We start from the raw sequence: 22,073 nt of genomic DNA on the forward strand, positions 1-22,073 counted from the left end.
TCGGCGCGGTGGCCGCCGGCCGACGCCGTACCGCGACGCCATAGCAACACCATCGCAGCGCTGTCGGGCTCTAGGCGTACGCGTCCACTTCCCGTCCCCACTCCGCACTCCGCACTCCTGAGCGTCGCCGGCCGCTCCTTCCGGCCGAACCGCGTGGAATGCGCACGGGATGCGCACGCCAGCCTGCACGAAGATCACTCCAGGGCCGGCCTCTCCCCCGCCACGGCCCGCTCAGCCATGCCGCAGCACGCCGCCGCACCGAGTCCGGGGGCGGCACGGCAATCCCCCGGAGGAGTGAGCGACCGCGTCGAACTGATTTCAGGGCCCACCGCCGCGCCCTGCCCGCCCAATCGGCCCGATCAGCACATGCGTTCACAAAATGAGCCGTGACGGAGCCCGATCCGGCGCGTTTTTAGAGCACTAGTGCCACTCGCCGCTCGGATGGAGCAACACCGTGATCCCCGCCCCCACTCCCGTGCATCAGCCCTCTGGAATCGAACAGCGACCTGCCACCGTGCCGGTGGGCCGCACCGACCGCACCCGCCGCTCAGCCTGTCCGGATACGGGGTGGGTGGCATGAGTGAGCCGACCGATGAAACAACCGGGCACGTCCCCGGACCGCGCCCCACCCCCCTTCCGTCCACCCCCCGCCGCCCGGGTCGACGGAGCACGCGACGGCCGCCGCTGCGGAGCAGGCCTCCCCCGCGCCGGAGATGCGGTACGTGGACCTGACCGGCAGCCGCGAAGCGGCCGGGCGGTCCATCCGGATGCGTGACATGGCCCGCCGCCTGCCCCAGCTGGTCCGGCGCTCCCTCGCCCTCGCCTGGCGCGTCGACCGGCGGGCCACCCTCGGCCTGCTGCTGTGCCAGTGGGTAGCGGGCGTGATGCAGGCCCTCGGCCTGATCGCGATCAGCGGCACCCTCACGGCCCTGCTGACCGGCGGCGACGTCTACCACCGGCTTCTTCAGGCCTGGCCGTCCGTGGCCCTGCTGGCGACCGCGTCCGGGGTGCGCGCCCTGCTGGGGATCACCGTCAGCTGGCTCTCCTCCCGGCTGAGCCCCCTGATGTCGCGCGAGGCCGAGCAGATGCTGCTCACCGGCTGCGCCACGGTGGAGCTGTCCGCCTACGACGACCCCGACTTCAACCGTGACCGGGAAGCCGCCGACCGAGGAGCGCAGGTCACCGGCGACCTGATCAACGAGGGCCAGGACCTGATCGCCTCGACCGCGTCCTTCCTCGCCGGTGCCGCGGTGCTCGCCGGGGTGAACTGGATGCTCCTCCCCCTCCTGGTCGCGGCCAGCCTGCCGCAGGCCCTCGCGCAGGTCAGCGCCGCCCGGGTCCGCTACCTCGCCAACCTCCGCAGCAACGGGGACAACCGCATGCTGTCGGTACTGCGCTGGCACATCTTCACCAGGGACGCCGCCGACCAGATCCGGGCCGGCACGATGGCCGGCTTCCTGTCCGGCCGCTACCGGCAGACAGTCGCCCGGATCAACCACGAGGACCGCGTCGCAGCCGACAAGGGCGCCCGTATGTCGCTGATCGGCGCACTGTGCGGCGGCCTCGGGTCGACCGTCGTGTGGGCGGCGGTGGTGTGGCTGCTCGCCACCGGCCGCATCAGCGTCGGGCACGCCGGAACGGCCGTCTTCGCCCTGCAGACGGTGGGCCAGTCGGTACGGGGGCTCGTCGCCGTCGGGGCCAGGGCGGTACGCACGGGGCTGTACATGGACGACTGGAGCAGATTCCTCGACCTGGCCGGCGGGTACGCCATGCGCCGTGGCGAGCACCTGCCGGAGCCACCGGACGAGATCGAGATCAGGTCGGTCTCGCACCGCTACGCCGGAAAGGACCAGGACGCGCTGTCCGGCGTCTCGCTCACCCTGCGCCGCGGCGAGGTGACCGCACTGGTGGGCTTCAACGGCTCGGGGAAGTCGACCTTGTCGAAGCTGGTCAGCGGTCTCTACCTGCCCACCGGCGGACAGGTGCTGTGGGACGGCGTCCCCACCGGCGACGCAGACCCGCAGGCCCTGTGGCAGCAAGTGGCCCTGGTGCCGCAGGACTACGCCCACTGGCCGCTGACGGTGCGGGAGAACGTGACCCAGGGCCAGCCCACCGCCCGGGGCGACGCCGCGGTCCACGAGGCCTGCGAGGCCGCCGACGCGGACGAGGTCGTCGACAAGCTCGGCGCGGGCCTGGACACCCTCCTGGCCCGCGAGTGGCTGAACGGCGAGGAGCTGAGCGGCGGCCAGTGGCAGCGCATCGCCCTCGCGCGGGCGTTCTTCCGCGAAGCCGGCCTCCTGGTCCTGGACGAGCCGACCGCGAACCTCGACCCCCGCGCCGAGTACAGGATCTTCCAACGGCTCCGGAACCTGGCCCGGGACCGCGTGGTGTTGCTGGTGACCCACCGGATCACGAACGTGGCCGTCGCCGACCGCATCGTGGTCCTGGACGGGGGCAGGGTCGTACAGGAGGGCACGTACAAGGATCTCGCCGGACAAGAGGGCCTGTTCAAGCAGTTGCTCTCCTACCAGGTCACCTCCGAGGCGAACGACGACACATACGGAACCCACGCGTGACGTGAGACCGGCCGTGGGGCAGCGAGCCGTCAGCCCCGCCGCAAACCGACCTGGCTCCCGGACGAGCCATCCCTCCCACGGAGACACACAGTGATCACACCTCCCGGCGGAACTGCCGCCGACCCCGTCGTACCGGCCCCGGCGCACGTCGATGTGAACGCGGCCGTGCTCGCCCGACGGCCGGGGGGTGCTTCGTGACCCGCGAGCAGCGGTACAAGCAGCCCGTCGACGTCCACCTGATCCTGCGCCGCGAAACACCCGCAGGACCGGAGATCCTGCTGTCGCGACGCGCCGGAGACGTCTACGCGGCGGGGCTCTGGCATCTCCCGTCCGGGCATACGGAGGACGGCGAGGACATCCGCGAGGCGCTGATCCGCGAAGCGCGCGAGGAGACCGGGGTGCTGATCGACCCGGCCGACGTCAGCTTCGCGGTCGCGGTGCACCACCGCGCTCCGTCCGGCACCGCGGCCCGGGTCGGGTTCTTCTTCGAGGTTCTCAACTGGCAGGGCGCACCCCGCATTCTGGAACCTGCGGTGTGCGACGGCATGGCCTGGTTCCGGCTGGAGCACCTGGTCTCGCCCATGGTGGCCTACTGCCGGGCCGGGCTCGACGCGTACCGCAGTGGCCGACACCTGGCCCTCCATTTCCAGGACCCGGACGACCTGATCCCGTACGCCGCGGACGCGGATCGCAGCGACCCCGTCCCGACCGCTCGTGCCATCCCGCTCCAGTCGGGCGGGCCGGATGTCCGGGTCCGCGCGATGGCCGGGCAGGCCGCCGGACGGATCGCCGAGCCGCGCACCGCCCGCGTACTGCTGCCGCCGGAGGAGTACGCGTCGTCCGTGCCCAAGTCGACCGGATCGGCGTTCATCTTCTTCACCGACCGGGACAACCGTCCGGTGCAGTTGCGGGCCACCTACTCCCAGGCACATCCCTGGCAGTTTCCCGGCGGCACGATGGATCACGGCGAGCGGCCTTGGGAGACGGCCCAGCGCGAATGCCGCGAGGAGACCGGGCTCGACGTGGCGGGGCCGCCCCGACTGCTCGCCTCGGTCTTCGGGCCACCCGGAGGCGGCTGGCCGTTCAGTACGACCGGATGTGTCTTCGACGGCGGCCGGCTCTCCGACGCGCAGATCCGGTCCATCGTCCTGGACCCGGACGAACACGACGCGCTGCGTGTCCTCACGCTGAAGGAATGGGAACCGCTCATGCCCTCGCAGGACTTCGCCCGCCTGGAGGCGGTGATGACGGCCCGGCTGACCGGCACGACCGCCTACTTCGACTCCTGGGGCTGGGGGAACGGCTGAGCATCGCGCTGCCGGGGTGCGGCGGCCTCTGGGGCGGAAGTCGGCCCCCGCCTGGCCCCGGCCACTGTCCGGCCTGTGCGGGGGCGGTCTCTGCGGGGCGGTCTGTGCGAGGCTGACCGGCATGACGACAGACCGATTCGATGTGCGGCGTCAGATCGCCGCGGCCCCGGACAAGATCTTCGCTGTGCTGAGCGACCCCTCGGGACACGTCGCGATCGACAGTTCGGGGATGCTGCAGTCCGCCGAGGGCGATCCCGTGCGCGCGGCCGGCGAGGAGTTCATCGTGCACATGGACCGGGAGTCGCTCAACGACTACCCGCTCGGCAAGTACGACGTCACCGTGATCATCACGCGGTTCGAGCAGGACGCCCTCATCGAGTGGACCATCTCCGGCCAGGTGCAGCCTCCGATGCGGCACATCTACGGCTACCAGCTGGAACCCGTCTCGGGCGGCACGCTGGTGACGTCGTACTACGACTGGAGCGAGATCGACGAGCGCTACCGCGAGGCGGGAGTCTTTCCGGTCATCCCCGAGGCCGGACTGCGCGCGACGCTCGGCATCCTGGCGCGGACGGTGGAGTAGAGGGCACCGGTCGCCCTCCACCCGGTCCGTGTCCGTACTCGTGTCCGTACTCGTGCCCGTACTTGCACTCGACGATCTCCATCGGCTGAGCGCCGTCCCCCGGACCGTCTCGACGCGGCTGCTCTTCATCCGTTCGTTCGCCTGTACCGACTACTGATCGGACCGTCATGGCGCAGCCATGCCCCGACGATCTGTCCGGCTCCTCCATGACCGACGAGGAGTACGGGGCGCTGCGTGCCTCGGCCGCCCTGTGGGCCGGGACCTCTGTGCTGATCACGAACACATTCGGGCACGTTCTGGTGCAGCACGTCGACTATCTCGCCACCTGTCTCCTGCCGGGAGGTGGTGTTGACGCGGGCGAGTCCCCCGCCCACGGTGCCGGCCGCGAGCTCATGGAGGAGCTCGGTGTCACCGCTGTCATCGATCAGGGCCTGGCCGTGGACTGGATCAGCGCCGACAGCACCGGCGCCGCCCCGGCCGTGCGCTTCCCGGCGAGATCCTGCACGTATTCGACGGCGGCACCTGGGACGACGCCCGGATCTCCGAGATCCGTCTGCCTCCGAGCGAAATCACCGGCATCGAGTTCATCGAGCCCGCACGGCTGCCCGAACTGCTCGCGCCGTCCGATGCCCGCCGCGCCCTGTCCGCGCTGCGCGCCCGGATCAACGCCGCCGGCACCGTACTTCTGGCGAACGGCCTCCCGATCGCGCCGACCGTCCTGGACCGCCTCGGCGTCCTGCGGACCGCCCGCCCTATCTGCCGCTACCCGTGGCACGACGGCGCGGCGCCGCAGGATCTCGCCGTGAACCAGGTGTGGGGATGGCTCTTCGCGCCTGACGGGCGCGTTCTCGTACTCCTCGAACCCGGCACCGGAGTCGCCACGCTTCCCGGCGGCTCACCCGAGGAACAGGACCGGGGCGACGCCGTATCCACTCTGCGCCGGAAGGCCGAAGAGGAAGCTGCGGCCACGTTCGGGGCTCCGGTGCTCCTCGGGTACGTCAACGCCCCCTCGGCACCACGCGGGTACCTGCGCTACGCCGCCGCCCTCACCGAGGTGGGCCCGGAACGGCCCGCTCCGGCCAGCGGTCGCACCCGTACACGTGTCCTGGCCACCCCGGAGCAGGCTCTGTCGCTCTTCGACTGGGGCGATGCGGCCGCCGACCAGCTCGCTGCCGTCCACCGGGCCCGCCGGCAGCTCGGTCTGCCCCGCGCCGCCCCTCAGCCCGTCACCGAACTCACCGGCCGCACGGCCCGGTAATCCCGGTGACCCCCTGCGCACGCCGTCGCGTCACGCAGACGGCAGAGGTCTGAGACCCGCAGCAGCACAGACGGCAAGAGCCGGGGTCAGTTCTCGCTGCGCCCACGGTTGACGGCCTCGATCCCGGCGAGGATGAGATCGACGCCGGCCAGGAACTGCGCACGGTCGTCGTGTTCCGGCAGGCGCTTCGCCGCATTGCGCGCCCATGGGTGCTGGACCGGGTCGAGCTGGGCCCACTGCTCTGCGACCTCCGCCAGAAGGCGGTCCCGTTCGGTCTCACTTCCGGCGAGCACGCGGGCGTTCGCGGCGTTCTGCCCGGCGACTCCGAGGATGTAGTTCACGAGTGCGCCCGCCGAGTCGAACACGGCGTCCTCGGGTACGTCGAGTGCCTGCAACCGCTCACCGACACTCTTGTAGACCTCCAGCAGCGTGGGCCGCCAGGGCTCCCGGGTGAGCTGAGCGCCGGCCCAGGGGTGCGCGTCAATCGCGTCGAACAGGCCGAGCGCGAGCGCGCGCAGCAATTCCTGGGGTTTCCCCTCGACGGCCAGCCCGGTCATGACCCGAGCGATCACACCGTCGGCGGCTGCCGCGAGCAGGTCGCTCTTGTTGGCGACTCGGTGATAGATCGCCCCGTAGCCGGTGTGCAAGTGGCGGGTGAGCGCGCGGAACGTCAGTGCCGCCTCGCCATCGGCGTCAAGAATCTCGGTCGCGGCCTGGACGATCACCTCTTTGGACAGTGCGTCGGTGCGTCGCGCCGCCCTGTGACCCTTGGTTGTCATGGCCTCATTCTGCCACGTTGGATCGCCGCTCCAAGCGGTGTACGTTTCATTGGAGCGACGATCCAATCAATTCCGACCAACCGATCAACTCTGGAGATAGAGATGACGTCACCCGAAGTCACGGTCATCGGAGCCGGCCTCGGCGGTCTCGCGCTGGCCCGCGTCCTGCACATCCACGGCATCCCGGCCACCGTCTACGAAGCGGAAGCCTCCGCGACCGCACGCACCCAGGGCGGCATGCTCGACATACACCCCTGGAACGGCCGGCGTGCTCTGGCTGCCGCCGGCCTGATCGAGGCGTTCCGAGGCCTCGCCCTGGAGGGGCGCGAGTCCTACCGGGTCCTGGACCGGACGGGGTCCGTACTGCTCGACCTTCCCGACGACGGGACGGGCTCACGTCCAGAGGTGCAGCGCGGACAGCTGCGCCGGCTGCTGCTCGACTCGCTTCCGGACGGCACCGTCCGGTGGGGGCACAAGGTCACCGGCGTACGAGCCCTCGACGGCGGCCGCCACGAAGTGCGCTTCACTGACGGCGGCACGGTCATCGCGAGCCTGCTGATCGGGGCCGACGGGGCGTGGTCGAGGGTCCGGCCCGTTCTGTCGGACGCCACCCCGACGTATGCCGGCGTCGTCTCCGTCGAGACCTTCCTGTCCGACGCGGCCACCCGCCATCCCGCCACCGCGGCCGCAGTGGGCGCCGGCTCGCTGTTCGCGCTCGCGCCGGGAATGGGATTCCTGGCCATGCGGGAGGCCGATGGGAACCTGCACTCCTACGCGCAGCTCGTGAAGCCGCTCGACTGGCTCGCCGGCACCGATCTCACCGACGCCGCGACCGTGACGGCGCGGGTCCTCGCGGAGTTCGACGGATGGGCCCAGCACCTCACCGCTCTCCTCACAGACAGCGACACGGCGCCTGTTCTGCGCCGCCTCTACACACTCCCGGTGCGGCACCGCTGGAGTCCGCGCCCCGGCGTCACACTGCTGGGCGACGCCGCCCACCTCACCCCGCCGAACGGTGAGGGCGCGAATCTGGCCATGCTGGACGGCGCCGAGCTCGGCCAGGCCATCGCCCGGCATGCCGGGGACACCGAGAAGGCGCTGGCCGAGTACGAGCAGGCCATGTTCGGGCGCGCCGCCGAAGCGGCGGGCGAGGACGTCTACGGCATCATGCTGGGCGAGAACGCGCCCCACAGCTGGATCGCCATGATGACCGAGGACGACATCACGGCCGGGGGCCGCATGGCGGCCGAGGACGAACAACCGTCATGAGTGCGGAACCGGCCATCCCCTGCGCCTGGTTCGTGCCGTCTCCCTAGCTCGGCATCCCACTGCCGACCGGACGCCCTGGTCGCTGGGCGTGGTCCCGCGCGAGGCCGCGCGGGTGTACACGTCGGCGGCTTCGCTTTCGCGCATCGGTCGCCGCCCGGCTCATGACTGCGCGCCCTCACCCGGCTGCCCCGTCCCGCGCAGTGCGAATGCCGCCTCCGTCGTGCGGCACAGCGCCTGCACCGCGTGGCGCAGGGAGCGCCAGGAGGCCAGCCCAAGAAGGACGCCGAACGGGGCCGCGGGCCACCACCAGGCGCCGAGCACCGCGAAAGCCGCGCTCCAGGCGAGACCTTCGCAGGCCGCGTCGTAGGCGTCGCGGGCCTGGGCCAGTGCCGCGCGGGGCTGGTCGGCCGCACCGAACAGAAGGGCGGTCCAGCCGTCGGCGACGTCCCCACCGGCCTGTCGTGCGACGTTCTCCTCGGTGCGGCGGAGGCAGTCGCCGCACCAGGTCGCGGACTTCGGCCGCCCGCCCGTTCCGGCCCTGGCGGCCCGGGCGTCGAGCCGGTCGGCGCGTAGTGCGTGGCCGTCGGCGCGAGCCCGCACGGAGCGCCGGGCCAGCACGTCCGGTTCGGCCCAGCGCCGCACCCGCCACTTGGTCACCCGCCGGCCCAGCGGCATCAGCCACCACGGCCAGGCCCCAGCAGCAAGAGAGCCGATCGCGGCCGCCGCGTAGGGCACGGTGAACGCGGCTCCCAGCACCGGCACCGCGACGAGTACGAGCGAGGCGACCGTGTCCGCTGTCGGGCCGCCACCCGTACGCAGCGCGTCCGCCATCCGTTCGCGCGCGAGGCCGATGTCGTTCCAGTGGGCGTGGCCCAGGTCCCTGCCGCCGACCACCGCGACGACGACGAACAGCACGGCGGGCAGCAGTCGCCGCAGGAACCAGCCGTCGGGTATGCGCTTCTGCAGCTCGATGAGCAGACCCATGCCCCGTCAGCCGTCCACCAGGCGCATCGGGCCTCCGGCGAGCTCACAGGCCGGGGCGCCGGTCACCGCCCCGGCGCGCAGTTCGACCCGGGCGCACCGGCTCGTGGGGCAGACCCAGCCCACCGACTGCTGGGTGGGAGCTCCGGGCCAGTCGCCGACCCCCATGGTTGCCGGCAGTCCGAGTCCGTTCGGGATGCCGGCCCACTCGACCGCGTCGTGCAGCGCGCGTACGGCGTCCCGCCACTCGGCACCGGCCGGAGCGGCGTCCCGTACGACGGGGAAGGCCGCTTCCCACACGGTGGGCGAGATGAGCGGACGCAGCTCCTCGATGTTGCGGCACAGGTATTCGACGGCGGCCTCGTACACCCCGCGCGCCTTCGCCCCGTCACTCACCCGGTCCTCCTCGAAATCCGGTATTTACCGGGCTCCCTGACTGTTGATCAGACTAATGTAGGTGCGATGTCCGAGTTGCGGGTACGAGTGGTCGAACGTCTCACCGCGGCGTTCGGCACCGGTGACGTCACGCCGCTGCGCGACCAGGAGGCGGTGACCGAGGCGCTGGCCCTGCTAGCCGAGGCGACGCCTTCACCGGAGGACTCGATCGATCTCGACGCGGTCGCCGCGGTGTTCTGGACGTTCTGGGGCCGCCACCAGGGCGCCGAGGATCCGGACTCCGTGCAGAACACGACGGTCGCGGTCTCCGCCTTCGGCTTCCTGTGCCCGCGCCTGCCCACGGAGGCCGGACTCCCTGATTCCCTGAAGGAGGGCTTCGACGCCGCCGACCCGTCCCACGAAGCACGGTTCGCACACCTGGTGTGCTCGGTGCATGCCGGCGTCGCGGTGAGCGGAGTGCCTCAGGAGCGGGCGGCGGCGTTGGACCGCGCACTCGCCTGGTCCGATGCCTCTCTTGAGTTCGTGCACGCCGACGACCAGCTCGGCTTCGTCGAGCTCGCCGTCTACGCGCACGACTTGTGGATGCACCGGTTCCAGACGCAGGCAGATCCGGACGGGCTGGCCAATGCCGCCCGCTACGGCCGCGAGGTGTGCAGGCGGCTGGCCGTCGCGCCCGGCCTGTTCGACCCGGATACAGCGCGCGCCGCAGCCGCGGCCTGTCTGCGTACGGTGATCGACTCCGCCCGGCTGCTCGGCTCTCCCGGGCTCGCACGGGTCGAACGGCTGGTAACGGCGGTCCCGGACGACACCCTCACCCCGGAGGCCGCGGAAGGGCTGCGACTGCTGCGGGTGCTGGAGGCCCAGCCCGTCGGCTGGCCGGGTGAGTTCGACCTGCGCATCGGCTCGTTGATCGTTGAAGCCGGTGTGGCCGAGCAGGACGCGGGCCGTGTGGCGTGCGGTGTACGCCGGCTGCGGGCGGCATACACCGACACTCCGGCCGGGCACCCCGAACGCGGCGCGGTCACCGTGGCCCTCGGTAGTGCGCTCGCCGCGTTCGCCCAGGCGTGCGAGGACGAGGACGCGGCCCTGGAAGCGGCGCAGCTCCTCGCCTCGGGCGGCGCCCTGAACGAGGATCGCAGCGACACGCTCGCGACGTACCAGGAGTTCGCGTCGTTGGCCGAGAGCGACGCCCCGGACGCCATGAGACGGGCCGCGCCACTGCTCGACCGCCTCGCTGCGCAGGAGAGGAAGAACGCCGCCCGCGAGGGCCGACAGGTCGACCTCGAAGTCGAAGCCCTCTCGCTGATAGTCGGATTCGCCGACGACGACGACGCCAACGACGGAGGCGGTGGCGCTGGAGACGGGGACGGTGGCTGGGGCGCCGGCGGCGGAGGCCGAGGTGGCGGCGCTGGCGGCGGAGGCCGAGGTGGCGGCGCTGGCGGCGGGGACGGCGGTGAAGTCGGCGCTGAGGAACGTGCTGGAGGACCTACTGGAGAGGGCGCCGACGAGCGTATCGGCCGCTACCGCTCCGCCTTCGCTCTTCTCACCTCCGACCACCCCAAGCGGCATGCCCATCTCGCGGTCCTGGCCGCCCTCACCGGGCTGCGTGCCGAGGCCCTGCGCCACCGTGCGCCCGCCCGCGCGGGGCTGCTGGAGGCCGAGTCCCGCGAGCTGACCGAGGAGGCACTCGCCCTCGCCCCACCCGGGTTCCCCGCAACGGATCTGCTGCGCCGGGGAATCCTCGATGTCGCGCTGCCCGTGGCCGCCCTCACGATCACCGCGGACATCGCGCGGGACGAGGACATGCCCGACGAGATCCGACGGGCAGTCGCGGCGTTGTCCCGGATGTCCGAGATCCGCCTCGACAGTCCCGAGCACCTCGACTCCGCCGCCACGACGCTCCGCGAGATCCTCGACGCCACGGACGATGACGACCTTGAGCTGCGCCGGCCCCTGTCCGGGGCGCTCGGCAGCATCCTGTCCGCCGGCATCGCGGAACGGCCCGATCCCGCCGTCCTCGAAGAGGTCGTACGGCTGCTCCGTGAGGCCGGAGCCAACTCCGGTGACGCGCCCAGCGAGTACGACCGGATACTCGCCCACGCCCTCAGCATCCTGTCACTCGGCTCCCACGACGCGGAAGGCGCGCGTGAGGCGGCGGCCCTGCTCGCCTCGGCACCCGCGCCGACTCCCGAGGAGACCGCACTTCAGGAGGGCGCCGGCCTGAGCCGGACCGACCAGGAAGTGCTGACAGCACGCGCGGAGTTCCACAACGCCCTGCAGAACTACGTGTTCGGCCATGAGCCCGCGCAGCTGGAGCGTGCCCGGCGCATCGCCCATGGGCTGCGGGAGATCACCCGGGCCGGGACGTCCGACGGGGAGGAACCGCCCTGGTACGACCTGATGGGCGACGCCTATGTCGACCTGGTCGAATCCGTGGGGCCCGGCGGCCCGCGGCCCGACCTCGATGACGGGGTCGTCGAACAGTGCCGCAGGACGTTCTCGGCATGCCCCGTCGGACATCCGATGCGGATCATGGCGACAATGACGCTCGTCAGGGTCCTGATGCAGCGTTCCGCCATCCTTCGCGCCGTCGAACCGGAGAGAGCACGGGCTCTGCTCACCGAGGCGCGGAGCCTGGAGGGCGTTCTGAAGGATCTGACGCCGGACGGGTCACCGATCGACCTGGCCGACGTGATGGGCCCGATGTTCGACCTCATCGGCCGCGACCGCCTCCCGGACATATCGACGACGGACCCCCCTGCCCCCGTGCGCCGCCCGGATACCTCCGCGGCCGACGACACCGCCTGCGAGCCTGCTCGGGGTGCCGGTGTCCTGCTCGGTCCGCTCGCCGCCTTCGCCGACGGCCTCCGCTCCCGTCTCGCCGGCCGTGAGCCCGCCGAGGGCTGGGACGACCTCGTCGGTTCCGCTTGGATGCGCGCCAACGGCGAGATCGGCGCAGCGGCCCGCGCGATCGGCGGCGGGGAGCAGGGGATCGGACCGGCACTGACACATCTCGAAGCGGCCGTCGAGGCGATGGCGGGGATCACCGACCGAGGCAGCGACCAGGCATCCGCCGAGCACGGCCTGTCCACCTTCGAGGGCGACATCAGAGGGGTCGTCGAGCTGATCCTGTGCGCCCTCGATCTGCGCGAGTCCGCCGTGCGGATCGAGGAGCGGGTGCGTCTCATGGAACGGGACGTGCGCGCCCTCGACGCTGGACATCCGCCCGGACCCGACAGCCTCCCCGCCCCGGGCCAGACGGTCCGGGGCCCCGACGTCGCCCGTACCGCCGAACTGCTCGAACGTGGCCGTGGCCTGCTGCTGGCGCGCCGCATCGAGGCCCGCGCGGACATCAGCGGTCTGCAGGCCGCGTTTCCAGAACTGGCCGAACGGTTCCAGCAGCTGACCGACCGGCTCGACGCCCGACTCGACACCCAGCTAGACACCCGACTCGACACTGGACTCGATATTCGGCGCGGCACCCGGCCCGGCACCCGGCCCGAAGCGGACGCCTCTGCCGCGGGGGCCGCCGAGTGGGCCCGGCTCGCGGCCCTGCGCACGTCCAACGAACTGGACGATCTCGTTGAGCACATCCGCACGCAACCGGGGTTCGAGGACTTCCTGCGGCCACTGACCGCAGCGGGGTGCAGAGCGCTCGCCGCCGATGGCCCCGTCGTCGTCCTCAACCACGGCAGGCGCTACTGCCACGCCCTCGTCATCACCCGCCAGTCGGTCACGTCACTACGCCTCGTCCCCGGTGCCGACGAGATCACCGAAGCGGCCCGCCGACTGCGCGACGCGGTCGATGCCATCAACGCCCAGGGCGCGTCCCGCCCCTCACCTCTTCGGCTCGTCGCCGCAGGCAAGGCGGTCCGCGAGACGCTGGCGTGGATCTGGCACGGCATCGTGCGCCCGGTCCTGGAGTCCGTGGGACCGGTGGCAACCGTCCCGCGCGAGGGCGAGTGGCCGCGCGTCTGGTGGGTGGCGACCGGACCGTTCAGCGCCCTGCCGCTGCACGCGGCCGAGTGCACGGCGCCCGAATGCGCCGAGGAAGGCTGCGGCGCCGCCCTCGACACCGTGGTCTCGTCCTACGCACCCGGCCTGCAGACCCTCGCCTACGCGCGAGCCCGCGCCCGCCGTCGCGACACCGCCGACCACGGCAGCGCACTCCTCGTCGCAGCGCGGGAGGACGACCTCCCCGGCGTGGCGGCAGCGGCGACGCACGCGGCCGAACTTCTCGGTGCGCGGCCACCTCTGATCGGCCCGGCCGCCACCCGTGAGGCGGTGCTCACCGCGCTGCACGAGGCCTCATGGGCCCACTTCGGCTGCCATGCGGCATCGGACCCGGCGGAACCGTCGGGCGCCCTGCTGCATCTGCCCAGCGGCGAACCGGTCTCGGTCCTGGAGATCTGCCGGGTCCGCCCACGCTCGGCACGGCTCGTCTTCCTCGCGGCCTGTGGCACCGCCCGCGCCGCCGAACGCCTGGTGGACGAGGCCATCCACATCACGAGTTCATTCCTGCTTGCGGGCTTCCCCACAGCGGTCGGCACGCTGTGGACGATCGACAGCATGCACGCCGACCACATGACGCGGGACTTCTATCGCCGCACGACCGCCCCGGACAGCCCCGACGCCGCACAGGCCCTGCACGACACGGTCCGCCAGCTACGGCGCCGAATCCCGGACAGGCCCCACATCTGGGCGACGTACGTCCACGCGGGGGCGTAGCCGCCGCGTGGGCAGGAGCGAGCCGGGCCGGCGGCAGGACGAGAGCCGGGGTCGGTGCGCTCTCATACGGGGCTCAGGCCGCGGGTCCGGAGCGGTCCGGGTTCTTCCCCCCGGGCCCGGAAGCCTCCGACCTGGACCTTCTGCAGTCGGCACACGCTCACGAGCCGCTGAAGAAGCCAGGTAAGCTCACGACACGTGACTGCTGTGTCTGCGAAGCCTCGCATCCCCAATGTCCTGGCCGGCCGCTACGCCTCCACGGAGCTGGCCGTCCTTTGGTCCCCCGAGCAGAAGGTGAAGCTGGAACGTCAGCTGTGGCTGGCGGTGCTGCGCGCCCAGAAGGACCTCGGGATCGAGGTGCCCGACGCCGCTCTCGCTGACTACGAACGTGTCCTCGACCAGGTCGACCTGGCCTCGATCGCTGAGCGCGAGAAGGTCACCCGGCACGACGTCAAGGCCCGCATCGAGGAGTTCAACGCCCTCGCCGGCCATGAGCAGGTCCACAAGGGCATGACGTCCCGGGATCTCACCGAGAATGTCGAACAGCTCCAGATCCGGCTGTCCCTCGAACTGATGCGCGACCGCACCGTGGCCGTGCTGGCCCGGCTCGGAAGGCTGGCCGGCGAGTACCGCGAGCTGGTCATCGCCGGCCGCTCCCACAATGTCGCCGCACAGGCCACGACGCTCGGCAAGCGCTTCGCGACAGCGGCCGACGAGCTGCTGGTGGCCTACGGCCGCCTGGAGGACCTGCTCGGCCGCTATCCGCTCCGCGGCATCAAGGGACCTGTCGGCACGGCACAGGACATGCTCGACCTGCTGGGCGGCGACGCCGGGAAGCTGGCCGACCTGGAGCAGCGCATCGCCGGCCACCTCGGCTTCGCGCAGGCCTTCACCTCCGTCGGGCAGGTCTACCCGCGCTCGCTCGACTACGACGTGGTGACCGCGCTGGTACAACTGGCCGCCGCCCCTTCCTCGGTCGCGAAGACCATCCGGCTGATGGCCGGCCACGAACTGGTGACCGAGGGTTTCAAGCCTGGCCAGGTCGGCTCGTCCGCGATGCCGCACAAGATGAACACCCGCTCCTGCGAGCGCGTCAACGGCCTGATGGTGATCCTGCGCGGCTACGCGTCGATGACCGGCGAGCTGGCTGGCGACCAGTGGAACGAGGGCGATGTGTCCTGCTCCGTGGTGCGCCGGGTGGCGCTGCCGGACGCGTTCTTCGCGTTCGACGGTCTCGTGGAAACCTTCCTGACGGTGCTCGACGAGTTCGGCGCCTTCCCCGCCGTCGTCGCCCGGGAGCTGGACCGCTACCTGCCGTTCCTCGCCACCACCAAGGTTCTGATGGGTGCGGTGCGCGCGGGCGTCGGACGCGAGGTGGCCCACGAGGCCATCAAGGAGAACGCGGTCGCCTCCGCCCTGGCCATGCGCGAACAGGGCACGGAACGCAACGAGCTCCTGGACAAACTGGCTGCCGATGAGCGCATTCCGCTGGACCGTGCCCAGCTGGATGAGCTGATGTCCGACAAGCTCTCGTTCACGGGCGCTGCGGGCGACCAGGTCACGGCACTCCTCTCCCGGATCGAGGAGATCACCAAGCAGCACCCGGAGGCTGCCGGGTACACACCGGGTTCCATCCTCTGATGTTGCGTGCCATCGCGCTATGACACCCGATGAGCTCCAGGCCGCCCGTGACCGCACTGTTCCCGACGTGGTCGCGGGCGGCCTGCGCGTGCTGTTCTGCGGAATCAATCCGAGCCTGATGACTGGTGCCACGGGCCACCATTTCGCTTTCCCCGGGAATCGCTTCTGGCCGGTACTCCACCTGTCGGGTTTCACACCGCGGCAACTGAGGCCTTCCGAACAGTCCGAGCTGCTCCAGCACGGGCTCGGCATCACGAACGTGGTCGCCAGAGCCACCGCCCGGGCCGACGAACTCTCCGCCGAGGAGTTCCGCGCGGGGGGCGAAATCCTCACCGCAAAGGTGGCGACGCTACGGCCTCAGTGGCTGGCGGTGGTCGGCATCACGGCCTACCGGACGGCATTCGGTGAACGACGGGCCCAAATCGGACGGCAGGAACGGACAATCGGCGGAGCGCACGTCTGGGCCCTGCCCAACCCCAGCGGCCTGAACGCCCACTGGACCGCTCAGTCGATGGCCGCGGAGTACGGACGGCTCCGCAAGGCCGTCACCGCGGATCCCCGCGCAGGGACTGGCATCGGGACCGGCACGAAGAACTGACCGCCGGGGCGAGGCTGCCGGTGCAGCCCTCAGCTTCCATTGCTCCCCTGCGTGCCCAGCCCGCCCGGTCGGCCCGGTCTCTGCATGGCCCCCCGGGGCGCAGTCAGCAGGAGCGACGCGGTCCGCGCCTCAGATGCTTCATGCGATCCGCGCGCCTCACGGCGGGTCTATCTCCGTCACCACGACAGTGAGCTCGCACCCGGGCCCGTACTCCTCCAGGCAGAGCCCCAGGGCTATCCATCGTTCCTCGATGTGCCAGAGCCGGAAGAATTCACAACCCGCAACCGTCTCGGCCCAGGGATCGGCTATCACCTCGCCGGCCATCATGCGCTCCTGTGCGCTCCACAGACTGACCAGCTGCGGCTCCCCCCAGCGCGCACCGAGCAATGTGATCAGCGCGTCGTGCTCCGCGAGACACTGCGCCCGGTGTTCCAACCGCGCCGCCTCGTCCTCGTCCCAGCCATCGTCGTCCGCGTGCAGGAAGGCGGTGTGATAGCCGGGCCCGCTGACTCCCGTGCCCGACCGGACACGCTCCGCGGGAAACTCGCGGTTGCGCATCCCATCGATGAGGCGGAGTTGATGTGCGGTGGTCATGCCGTCAGTAAACCGCCCGCCACTGACAATCGAGTCCCCACCCCACGCTTTGGAGAGTTTTAAGCCGTTTCATCCCTACCCCTCATCCTCTCGACCCTCGTTCTGCCGTCCGGATTGTCCGCGCGTCCTGGTGACCTGGTGAACTGGTGACCTGCCGGGGAGTCTCCGCTCAGGCATCGCGGCGTTGGAGCGCCCACCATCCGGCCGACAACGCCACCGCGGCCCACCCGGCGGTGACGGCCAGTCCCGTCCATGGGCCCAGACTGCCGTCCGGGTGCTGGTGCAGCACCAACTGTCCGGCCCGGTCCGGCAGATAGTCGGCCGCGCTGCCGGCTATGTCACCGACTACGAACGAGACAATCAGGACGAAGGGGATGAGCAGGCTGAGCACCGCCACCGCGCTGCGCAGCAGGACTGTCAGCCCCGCCGCGAAGATCGCCATCAATGCCAGATATATCCCGCCTCCGAACGCGGCCCTCAGGGCGCCTGGTTCTCCCAGACCAATGGCATATTCCCCCATGAAGAGCTGCCCCAACAGGAACGAACCGAAGGCTGTGATGAGGCCAACCGCCAGCGCCAGTCCTCCGATGAGCGACATCTTCACCGCGTAGAAATGAGTGCGGCGCGGAACGGCCGCGAGCGACATGCGCAGCGCGCCATTGAGGTACTCGGACGAAATCGCCGTCGTGCCGAAGCTGATGGCCGCGATCTGGCCGAAGTTCATCGCGTAGAAGGCGCCGAAGACGAGTTCGGCGTCCGCGTCGGCCGCCTCGGCCTGGCCGACAGTGGCGGAGGTGAGCACTGTGACGACCATGGTGACGAGGAAGACGGCGATCAGGGATCCTGAGATGGAGTGCACCGATCTGATCTTGATCCACTCGGAACGCAGGACTGCGGTTGTCGACATGATCATGCCTCCTGACGCGTGGTGGGCGTGGCCGCGGAAGCGAATTCCGCGGCGCCGGCGGTGAGGTCCAGGTAGGCCTGTTCCAGCGTGGCCTGCTCATCGATGAGCTCAAGGACCGCAATCCCCTCTCCGGCCACCATCGCTCCGATCTCCTGCGCCTTTACTCCCTCGACGGTCCAACGACCGTCCTCCCCCTGTACGGCCCGGTGTCCATTGCGTGCCAGAACCTCGCCGAGCCGGGCGGATTCCGTGGTGCGCATTCGCACCCTGGGGCGGCTGCGGGAGTCGAGGAACTCCTGCATCGGCAGGTCGATGAGGAGCCGTCCCCGCCCGAGTACGATCAGGTGGTCGGCAAAAGAGGACGTCTCATTCATCAGGTGACTGGAAACGAGCACTGTCCGGCCCTCCCGGGCGAGCCGCTTCATCAGTTCCCGGATCCAGACGATGCCTTCCGGATCCAGCCCGTTCGACGGCTCGTCCAGCATGACTACATCCGGGTCACCGAGTAGCGCGGCCGCTATACCGAGCCGCTGGCGCATGCCGAGAGAGAACGTCTTGATCCGGCGACCGCCCACCTGGGCGAGGCCGGCCTCCTCCAGCGCCTCCTCTGCTCTTGCGCGGCCCATGCCGTTGCTCGTCGCGAGCGCCAGCAGATGGTCGCGGGCCGTCCGCGAACCGTGAGCGGCCTGCGGATCGAGGAGTACACCAACTCGGCGCAGCGGCTCGTTCAGGGCCGCGTATGCCTGCCCGCCGATGGTGGCGGTGCCGCCCGTGGGTCGGTCCAGCCCGAGGACCAGCCGCATGGTCGTGGACTTGCCCGCGCCGTTGGGCCCGAGGAATCCGGTGACCCTGCCGGGCCGCACACTGAAGGTGAGGTGGTCCACAGCACGGGTCGCGCCGTAGTCCTTGGTGAGCTCGTGGACGTCGATGCTGTTCATGTCCTCAGCCTGGCCGCCCCGCCGGCCACGATCCTCCCCCGCGCGAGTGGATCATCTCCCTCCTGCGGGGGAGCCGCCGCCCCTGATCGCGCTGGCACGATGGGCGGCATGCTCCGCTTCCTCCACCCACTGACCGCGCTGGTCACCTATACCCGCTGGCTGCATCTGCTCATGCCGTCCGCCGCTGTGAGCGTGTGGCTGTTCATCTCGATGGACACGCCGTGGGTGCCTCTCGTCCTCGCGGCGCTGGTCGGCCTGATACCCGGCATGCGGCTCGCTGAGGGGATGCAGGCGCAACTGCTGCTCACGCCCACGGAGCGCGGCACTCCCGACGCGACCATCTCCGTTGCACCGTCGGTCTCTTGGTCCGAGCGCTGGCGGACCGCACTCTGGCTGGAGGTGCGGCTGCTCTGCGCGGGCCTGGCCGGACTCGCAACGGTTTGGCTTTCGGCCACGGCGGTCGACCTCGTCCGCTCGACGTTCGGTTCGGCACCGAGCGACGAATGGTTCGCCAGCGGACTCGGACCGCACTGGTGGGCCGCCCTCCTCACACCCGTTCCACTGCTGATCATGCTCGCGGTGATCGTGGGCTGTGGTGAGCTGATCACCGCGGCGGCCCGCTGGCTGCTGGGCCCGACGCCGGTCCAGCGACTGACGGCGCTGGAGGCACGCACCGAACAACTGCTGGAGCGCAATCGGATCGCGCGCGAGCTGCACGATTCGATCGGCCACGCCCTGACGGTGGCCGTGGTGCAGGCGGGTGCCGCGAGGGCGGCACGTGACCCGGAGTTCACCGAACGTGCGCTGGTGGCGATCGAGGAGACCGGCCGCGACGCGCTCGAGGATCTGGAACGGGTGCTGAGGGTGCTGCGCGAGTCGGATACGCCTGCGGGGCAAAGGCCGTCCCTGGTTGAGGCGGACCGGTTGCTGGACTCCGCGCGGGGGGCCGGGGCGGAGGTCGATGCCGAGGTTTCCGGCCCGCTGGAGCAGGTTCCGGGCTCGGTGTCCCGTGAGGGGTACCGCATCCTTCAGGAGTCCCTCACCAACGCCCTGCGGCATTCGCGGGCCGCCCCGGTCCGGGTCCGTATCAGCGTCGCGGAGGGCCGGCTGGAGTTGGAGGTCACCAATCCATTCACGGGTTCGACTGGTACGCCCGGGGGTGGAAGCGGGCTGCGGGGTATCCGGGAGAGAGCCGCTCTGCTGGGCGGAAGTGCCAAGACGGGCCTGTACGAAGGGAAATGGATGGTGCACGCGAGCCTTCCGCTGAACCGCATACGCTGACCGAATGCCGGTTACCGTTCTTCTCGTCGACGACGAACCCTTGGTCCGCGCGGGTCTGCGTGCGGTCCTGGAGGCCCAGCCAGACATCGAGGTCGTCGGCGAGGCGGGTGACGGAGCCGCAGTGATTCCCCTGGTACGTCAGCTGCGGCCCGATGTCGTGGCGATGGACGTACGGATGCCGCTGATGGACGGTATCGAGGCGACCAGGGTCGTGCTTTGCACGGTGCCCGATCCGCCGAAGATCCTGGTGGTGACGACGTTCGAGAATGACGAATACGTCTACGAGGCGCTGCGCGCGGGGGCGGACGGTTTCCTCCTCAAGCGGGCCCGGCCGGCCGAGATCGTCAACGCGGTTCGGCTGGTGGCGGAGGGCGAGTCCCTGTTGTTCCCGGCGGCGGTGCGGCAGCTCGCCGCCGAGTACGGCACGAGCAGGGCACGTGAGGTCATGGAGCGGGCCTCGCTCACCGAGCGGGAGGCCGCTGTGCTGCGGCTGATGGCCCGGGGTCTGTCCAACGCGGAGATCGCGGAAAGGCTCGTGGTGGGCGTGCAGACGGTGAAGACCCATGTCAGCGCGGTGCTGGCGAAGTTGAACGCCCGCGACCGTACCCAGGCCGTCATCGCCGCCTACGAGTCCGGATTCGTCGCTCCCAGCTGACCCCCGGGCCGAACCCCACATGAAGCCGGCCGAACCCGACTCGGTGCCGGGCCGAGCCCCACCGATCCGGGCCGAACCCGCCAGGGTCCCTTAGAACCCGGCAGTGCCTCGGACCGGACCCGGCGTGCGCCCCCAAGGAGCCGGCGCTGACGCGGCACGCGGCACCGGACCCAGCCGAACGCAGATCGAAGTCGGACCGAGGCAAGGCCGAAGGAGAACCGCGACAGGGGCAAAACAGGACCGAAGCAGGACCGAAAGGAGGCCGACGGAGGGTCGGAGCGGGGCCGGAGCGGGGCCGGGCACCGGGTGCTTCCCGTCCTTCCCGGACGGCGTTGTGTCCCGCGGTCGCCCCGCCCCTTTGCAACGAGTACCATCCGCCTGACATGCGCACGAGCTGGGAGGACACACCGTGGGCCGGCTGACCGGTGGGGACCCGTCGTTGCTGCGTCGGATCAATTCCGCGGTGGTGCTGCACGCCCTCAGGGGCGCCGGTTCCCCGACCCTCACGGACCTGACGCGGATCACCGGTCTTTCGCGGCCGACGGTCGAGGGCGTCATGGAAGGACTGTTCGAGGCCGGCCTGGTCGTCGAGTCGGCGCCCGACGGCGCCGAGGCACGACGGCAGGGCCGTCCGGCCCGGCGTTTCCGGTTCCGTGCCGAGGCCGGGCATCTGCTGGGCATCGAGATCGGCCCGCACCGGGTCTCGGCGCTGTTGTCGGGCCTGGACGGCCGGATCATCGGCGCCGGCTCACGGGCCGTATCGGAGACCGCCTGCGCCGACGACCGTCTCGAGAAGGTGCGGACCGTGGTCGCGGAGGTGCTGCGGCGGACCGGCGTGGCCCGCAGCAGCCTGCGCGCGGTCGGGGTCGGCAGTCCCGGCATCGTGGAGGCCGACGGCACCGTCAGGCTGGGCACCGCCCTTCCGGGCTGGACCGGCCTGGCACTGGGTGAACGGCTGCGGCGCTCCTTCCGCTGCCCGGTTCTCGTGGAGAACGATGCGAACGCCGCAGCCGTCGCGGAGCACTGGAAGGGCGCGGCCACGGAGTCCGACGACATCGTGTTCGTGCTGGCCGGGCTGAGCCCCGGAGCGGGGTCCCTGATCGGCGGACGGCTGCACCGCGGCTTCGGCGGTGCGGCGGGCGAGATCGGTGCGCTGCATCTGCTCGGCCGCGATGTCACACCGGAGAAGCTGCTCTCCACGACGGACACCCCTCTGGACCCGCTCGACGAGCGTGCGGTGGCCGCCGTGTTCGCGAAGGCGCGGCATGGCGACGAGCAGGCCCAGGCCGCGGTCGAGCGCTTCATTCAGCGGCTGGTCCACGATGTCGCGGCACTGGTCCTGGCGCTCGATCCCGAGCTGGTGGTCGTCGGCGGATGGGCCGCCGGATTGGACGGGGTGCTGAACCCGCTCCGGGGCGAGCTGGCCCGCTACTGCCTCCGGCCCCCAAGGGTGGCCCTGTCACTGCTCGGCGAGGCGGCTGTCGCGACAGGGGCCCTGCGGCTGGCACTCGACCACGTCGAGGAGCAGCTGTTCGCGGTGGAGGGAACGGTGACGGCCCGCCGCTGAGCGCGACGGGCCGTACGG

18 protein-coding genes and 1 pseudogene are annotated in these 22,073 nt (G+C 70.9%); 12 read left to right on the plus strand and 7 right to left on the minus strand.

The window, feature by feature from the left end:
- Positions 1-713 precede the first annotated feature (713 nt).
- The 4 genes and pseudogenes from ACGFU6_RS24130 to ACGFU6_RS24145 all read left to right on the plus strand — a co-directional run.
- Positions 714-2,576, plus strand: a complete 1,863-nt coding sequence (locus tag ACGFU6_RS24130; RefSeq protein WP_393613742.1) for an ABC transporter ATP-binding protein — start codon at positions 714-716, stop codon at positions 2,574-2,576.
- A 194-nt stretch (positions 2,577-2,770) separates the two neighbouring features.
- Positions 2,771-3,883, plus strand: a complete 1,113-nt coding sequence (locus tag ACGFU6_RS24135; protein ID WP_393613744.1) for an NUDIX domain-containing protein — start codon at positions 2,771-2,773, stop codon at positions 3,881-3,883.
- 121 nt (positions 3,884-4,004) lie between these two features.
- On the plus strand, positions 4,005-4,466 hold the full coding sequence (locus ACGFU6_RS24140) for an SRPBCC family protein (protein ID WP_393613746.1): 462 nt from the start codon (positions 4,005-4,007) through the stop codon (positions 4,464-4,466).
- 206 nt (positions 4,467-4,672) lie between these two features.
- Positions 4,673-4,822, plus strand: a pseudogene (locus ACGFU6_RS24145) (NUDIX hydrolase); the annotation flags it as partial.
- A gap of 68 nt (positions 4,823-4,890) precedes the next feature.
- Here ACGFU6_RS24145 and ACGFU6_RS24150 read toward each other — a convergent pair.
- Positions 4,891-5,241 (minus strand): hypothetical protein, encoded by a 351-nt coding sequence (locus tag ACGFU6_RS24150; protein ID WP_393613944.1) that lies wholly within the window; start codon positions 5,239-5,241, stop codon positions 4,891-4,893.
- Between the two features lie 27 nt (positions 5,242-5,268).
- Here ACGFU6_RS24150 and ACGFU6_RS24155 point away from each other — a divergent pair, with 27 nt between their 5' ends.
- Positions 5,269-5,724, plus strand: a complete 456-nt coding sequence (locus ACGFU6_RS24155; protein ID WP_393613748.1) for a hypothetical protein — start codon at positions 5,269-5,271, stop codon at positions 5,722-5,724.
- Positions 5,725-5,810: 86 nt separating this feature from the next.
- Here ACGFU6_RS24155 and ACGFU6_RS24160 read toward each other — a convergent pair whose 3' ends face one another.
- On the minus strand, positions 5,811-6,503 hold the full coding sequence (locus ACGFU6_RS24160; protein ID WP_393613750.1) for a TetR/AcrR family transcriptional regulator: 693 nt from the start codon (positions 6,501-6,503) through the stop codon (positions 5,811-5,813).
- 102 nt (positions 6,504-6,605) lie between these two features.
- On the opposite strand from ACGFU6_RS24160, the gene ACGFU6_RS24165 reads away from it, so the two are divergent.
- Positions 6,606-7,772, plus strand: coding sequence for an FAD-dependent oxidoreductase (locus tag ACGFU6_RS24165; RefSeq protein ID WP_393613751.1), 1,167 nt, complete (start codon positions 6,606-6,608; stop codon positions 7,770-7,772).
- Between the two features lie 159 nt (positions 7,773-7,931).
- On the opposite strand, the gene ACGFU6_RS24170 is transcribed toward ACGFU6_RS24165, so the two are convergent.
- Positions 7,932-8,756: a hypothetical protein gene (locus tag ACGFU6_RS24170; protein WP_393613753.1), complete on the minus strand. Its 825-nt coding sequence runs from the start codon at positions 8,754-8,756 to the stop codon at positions 7,932-7,934.
- A gap of 6 nt (positions 8,757-8,762) precedes the next feature.
- A complete protein-coding gene (locus tag ACGFU6_RS24175) occupies positions 8,763-9,149 on the minus strand; it encodes a hypothetical protein (RefSeq protein WP_393613755.1) in 387 nt (128 codons plus the stop codon).
- 66 nt (positions 9,150-9,215) lie between these two features.
- On the opposite strand from ACGFU6_RS24175, the gene ACGFU6_RS24180 reads away from it, so the two are divergent.
- From ACGFU6_RS24180 to mug, 3 genes are all read left to right on the plus strand, one after another.
- Positions 9,216-13,877 (plus strand): CHAT domain-containing protein, encoded by a 4,662-nt coding sequence (locus ACGFU6_RS24180; protein WP_393613756.1) that lies wholly within the window; start codon positions 9,216-9,218, stop codon positions 13,875-13,877.
- 195 nt (positions 13,878-14,072) lie between these two features.
- Positions 14,073-15,515: an adenylosuccinate lyase gene (purB, locus tag ACGFU6_RS24185; RefSeq protein ID WP_393613758.1), complete on the plus strand. Its 1,443-nt coding sequence runs from the start codon at positions 14,073-14,075 to the stop codon at positions 15,513-15,515.
- A gap of 19 nt (positions 15,516-15,534) precedes the next feature.
- Positions 15,535-16,113 (plus strand): G/U mismatch-specific DNA glycosylase, encoded by a 579-nt coding sequence (gene mug / locus ACGFU6_RS24190; protein ID WP_393613759.1) that lies wholly within the window; start codon positions 15,535-15,537, stop codon positions 16,111-16,113.
- Between the two features lie 156 nt (positions 16,114-16,269).
- On the opposite strand, the gene ACGFU6_RS24195 is transcribed toward mug, so the two are convergent.
- The 3 genes from ACGFU6_RS24195 to ACGFU6_RS24205 all read right to left on the minus strand — a co-directional run bounded on the left by ACGFU6_RS24195 (position 16,270) and on the right by ACGFU6_RS24205 (position 18,552).
- Positions 16,270-16,707: a hypothetical protein gene (locus ACGFU6_RS24195; RefSeq protein WP_393613761.1), complete on the minus strand. Its 438-nt coding sequence runs from the start codon at positions 16,705-16,707 to the stop codon at positions 16,270-16,272.
- Between the two features lie 169 nt (positions 16,708-16,876).
- Positions 16,877-17,620, minus strand: a complete 744-nt coding sequence (locus ACGFU6_RS24200) for an ABC transporter permease (RefSeq protein ID WP_393613762.1) — start codon at positions 17,618-17,620, stop codon at positions 16,877-16,879.
- Entirely contained in the window at positions 17,617-18,552 is a 936-nt protein-coding gene (locus tag ACGFU6_RS24205; RefSeq protein WP_393613764.1) for an ABC transporter ATP-binding protein, read from the minus strand. Before ACGFU6_RS24205 ends, ACGFU6_RS24200 begins: the two co-directional genes overlap by 4 nt.
- A gap of 108 nt (positions 18,553-18,660) precedes the next feature.
- Between ACGFU6_RS24205 and ACGFU6_RS24210 the strand changes: the two genes are divergently transcribed.
- From ACGFU6_RS24210 to ACGFU6_RS24220, 3 genes are all read left to right on the plus strand, one after another.
- Entirely contained in the window at positions 18,661-19,833 is a 1,173-nt protein-coding gene (locus ACGFU6_RS24210) for a sensor histidine kinase (RefSeq protein ID WP_393613765.1), read from the plus strand.
- Between the two features lie 4 nt (positions 19,834-19,837).
- Entirely contained in the window at positions 19,838-20,488 is a 651-nt protein-coding gene (locus ACGFU6_RS24215; protein ID WP_393613766.1) for a response regulator, read from the plus strand.
- Positions 20,489-20,897: 409 nt separating this feature from the next.
- Positions 20,898-22,055, plus strand: a complete 1,158-nt coding sequence (locus ACGFU6_RS24220) for an ROK family protein (protein WP_393613767.1) — start codon at positions 20,898-20,900, stop codon at positions 22,053-22,055.
- The last annotated feature ends 18 nt before the right edge of the window (positions 22,056-22,073 follow it).

Source organism: Streptomyces sp. NPDC048462, from assembly GCF_043200175.1.
Lineage (GTDB): Bacteria > Actinomycetota > Actinomycetes > Streptomycetales > Streptomycetaceae > Streptomyces.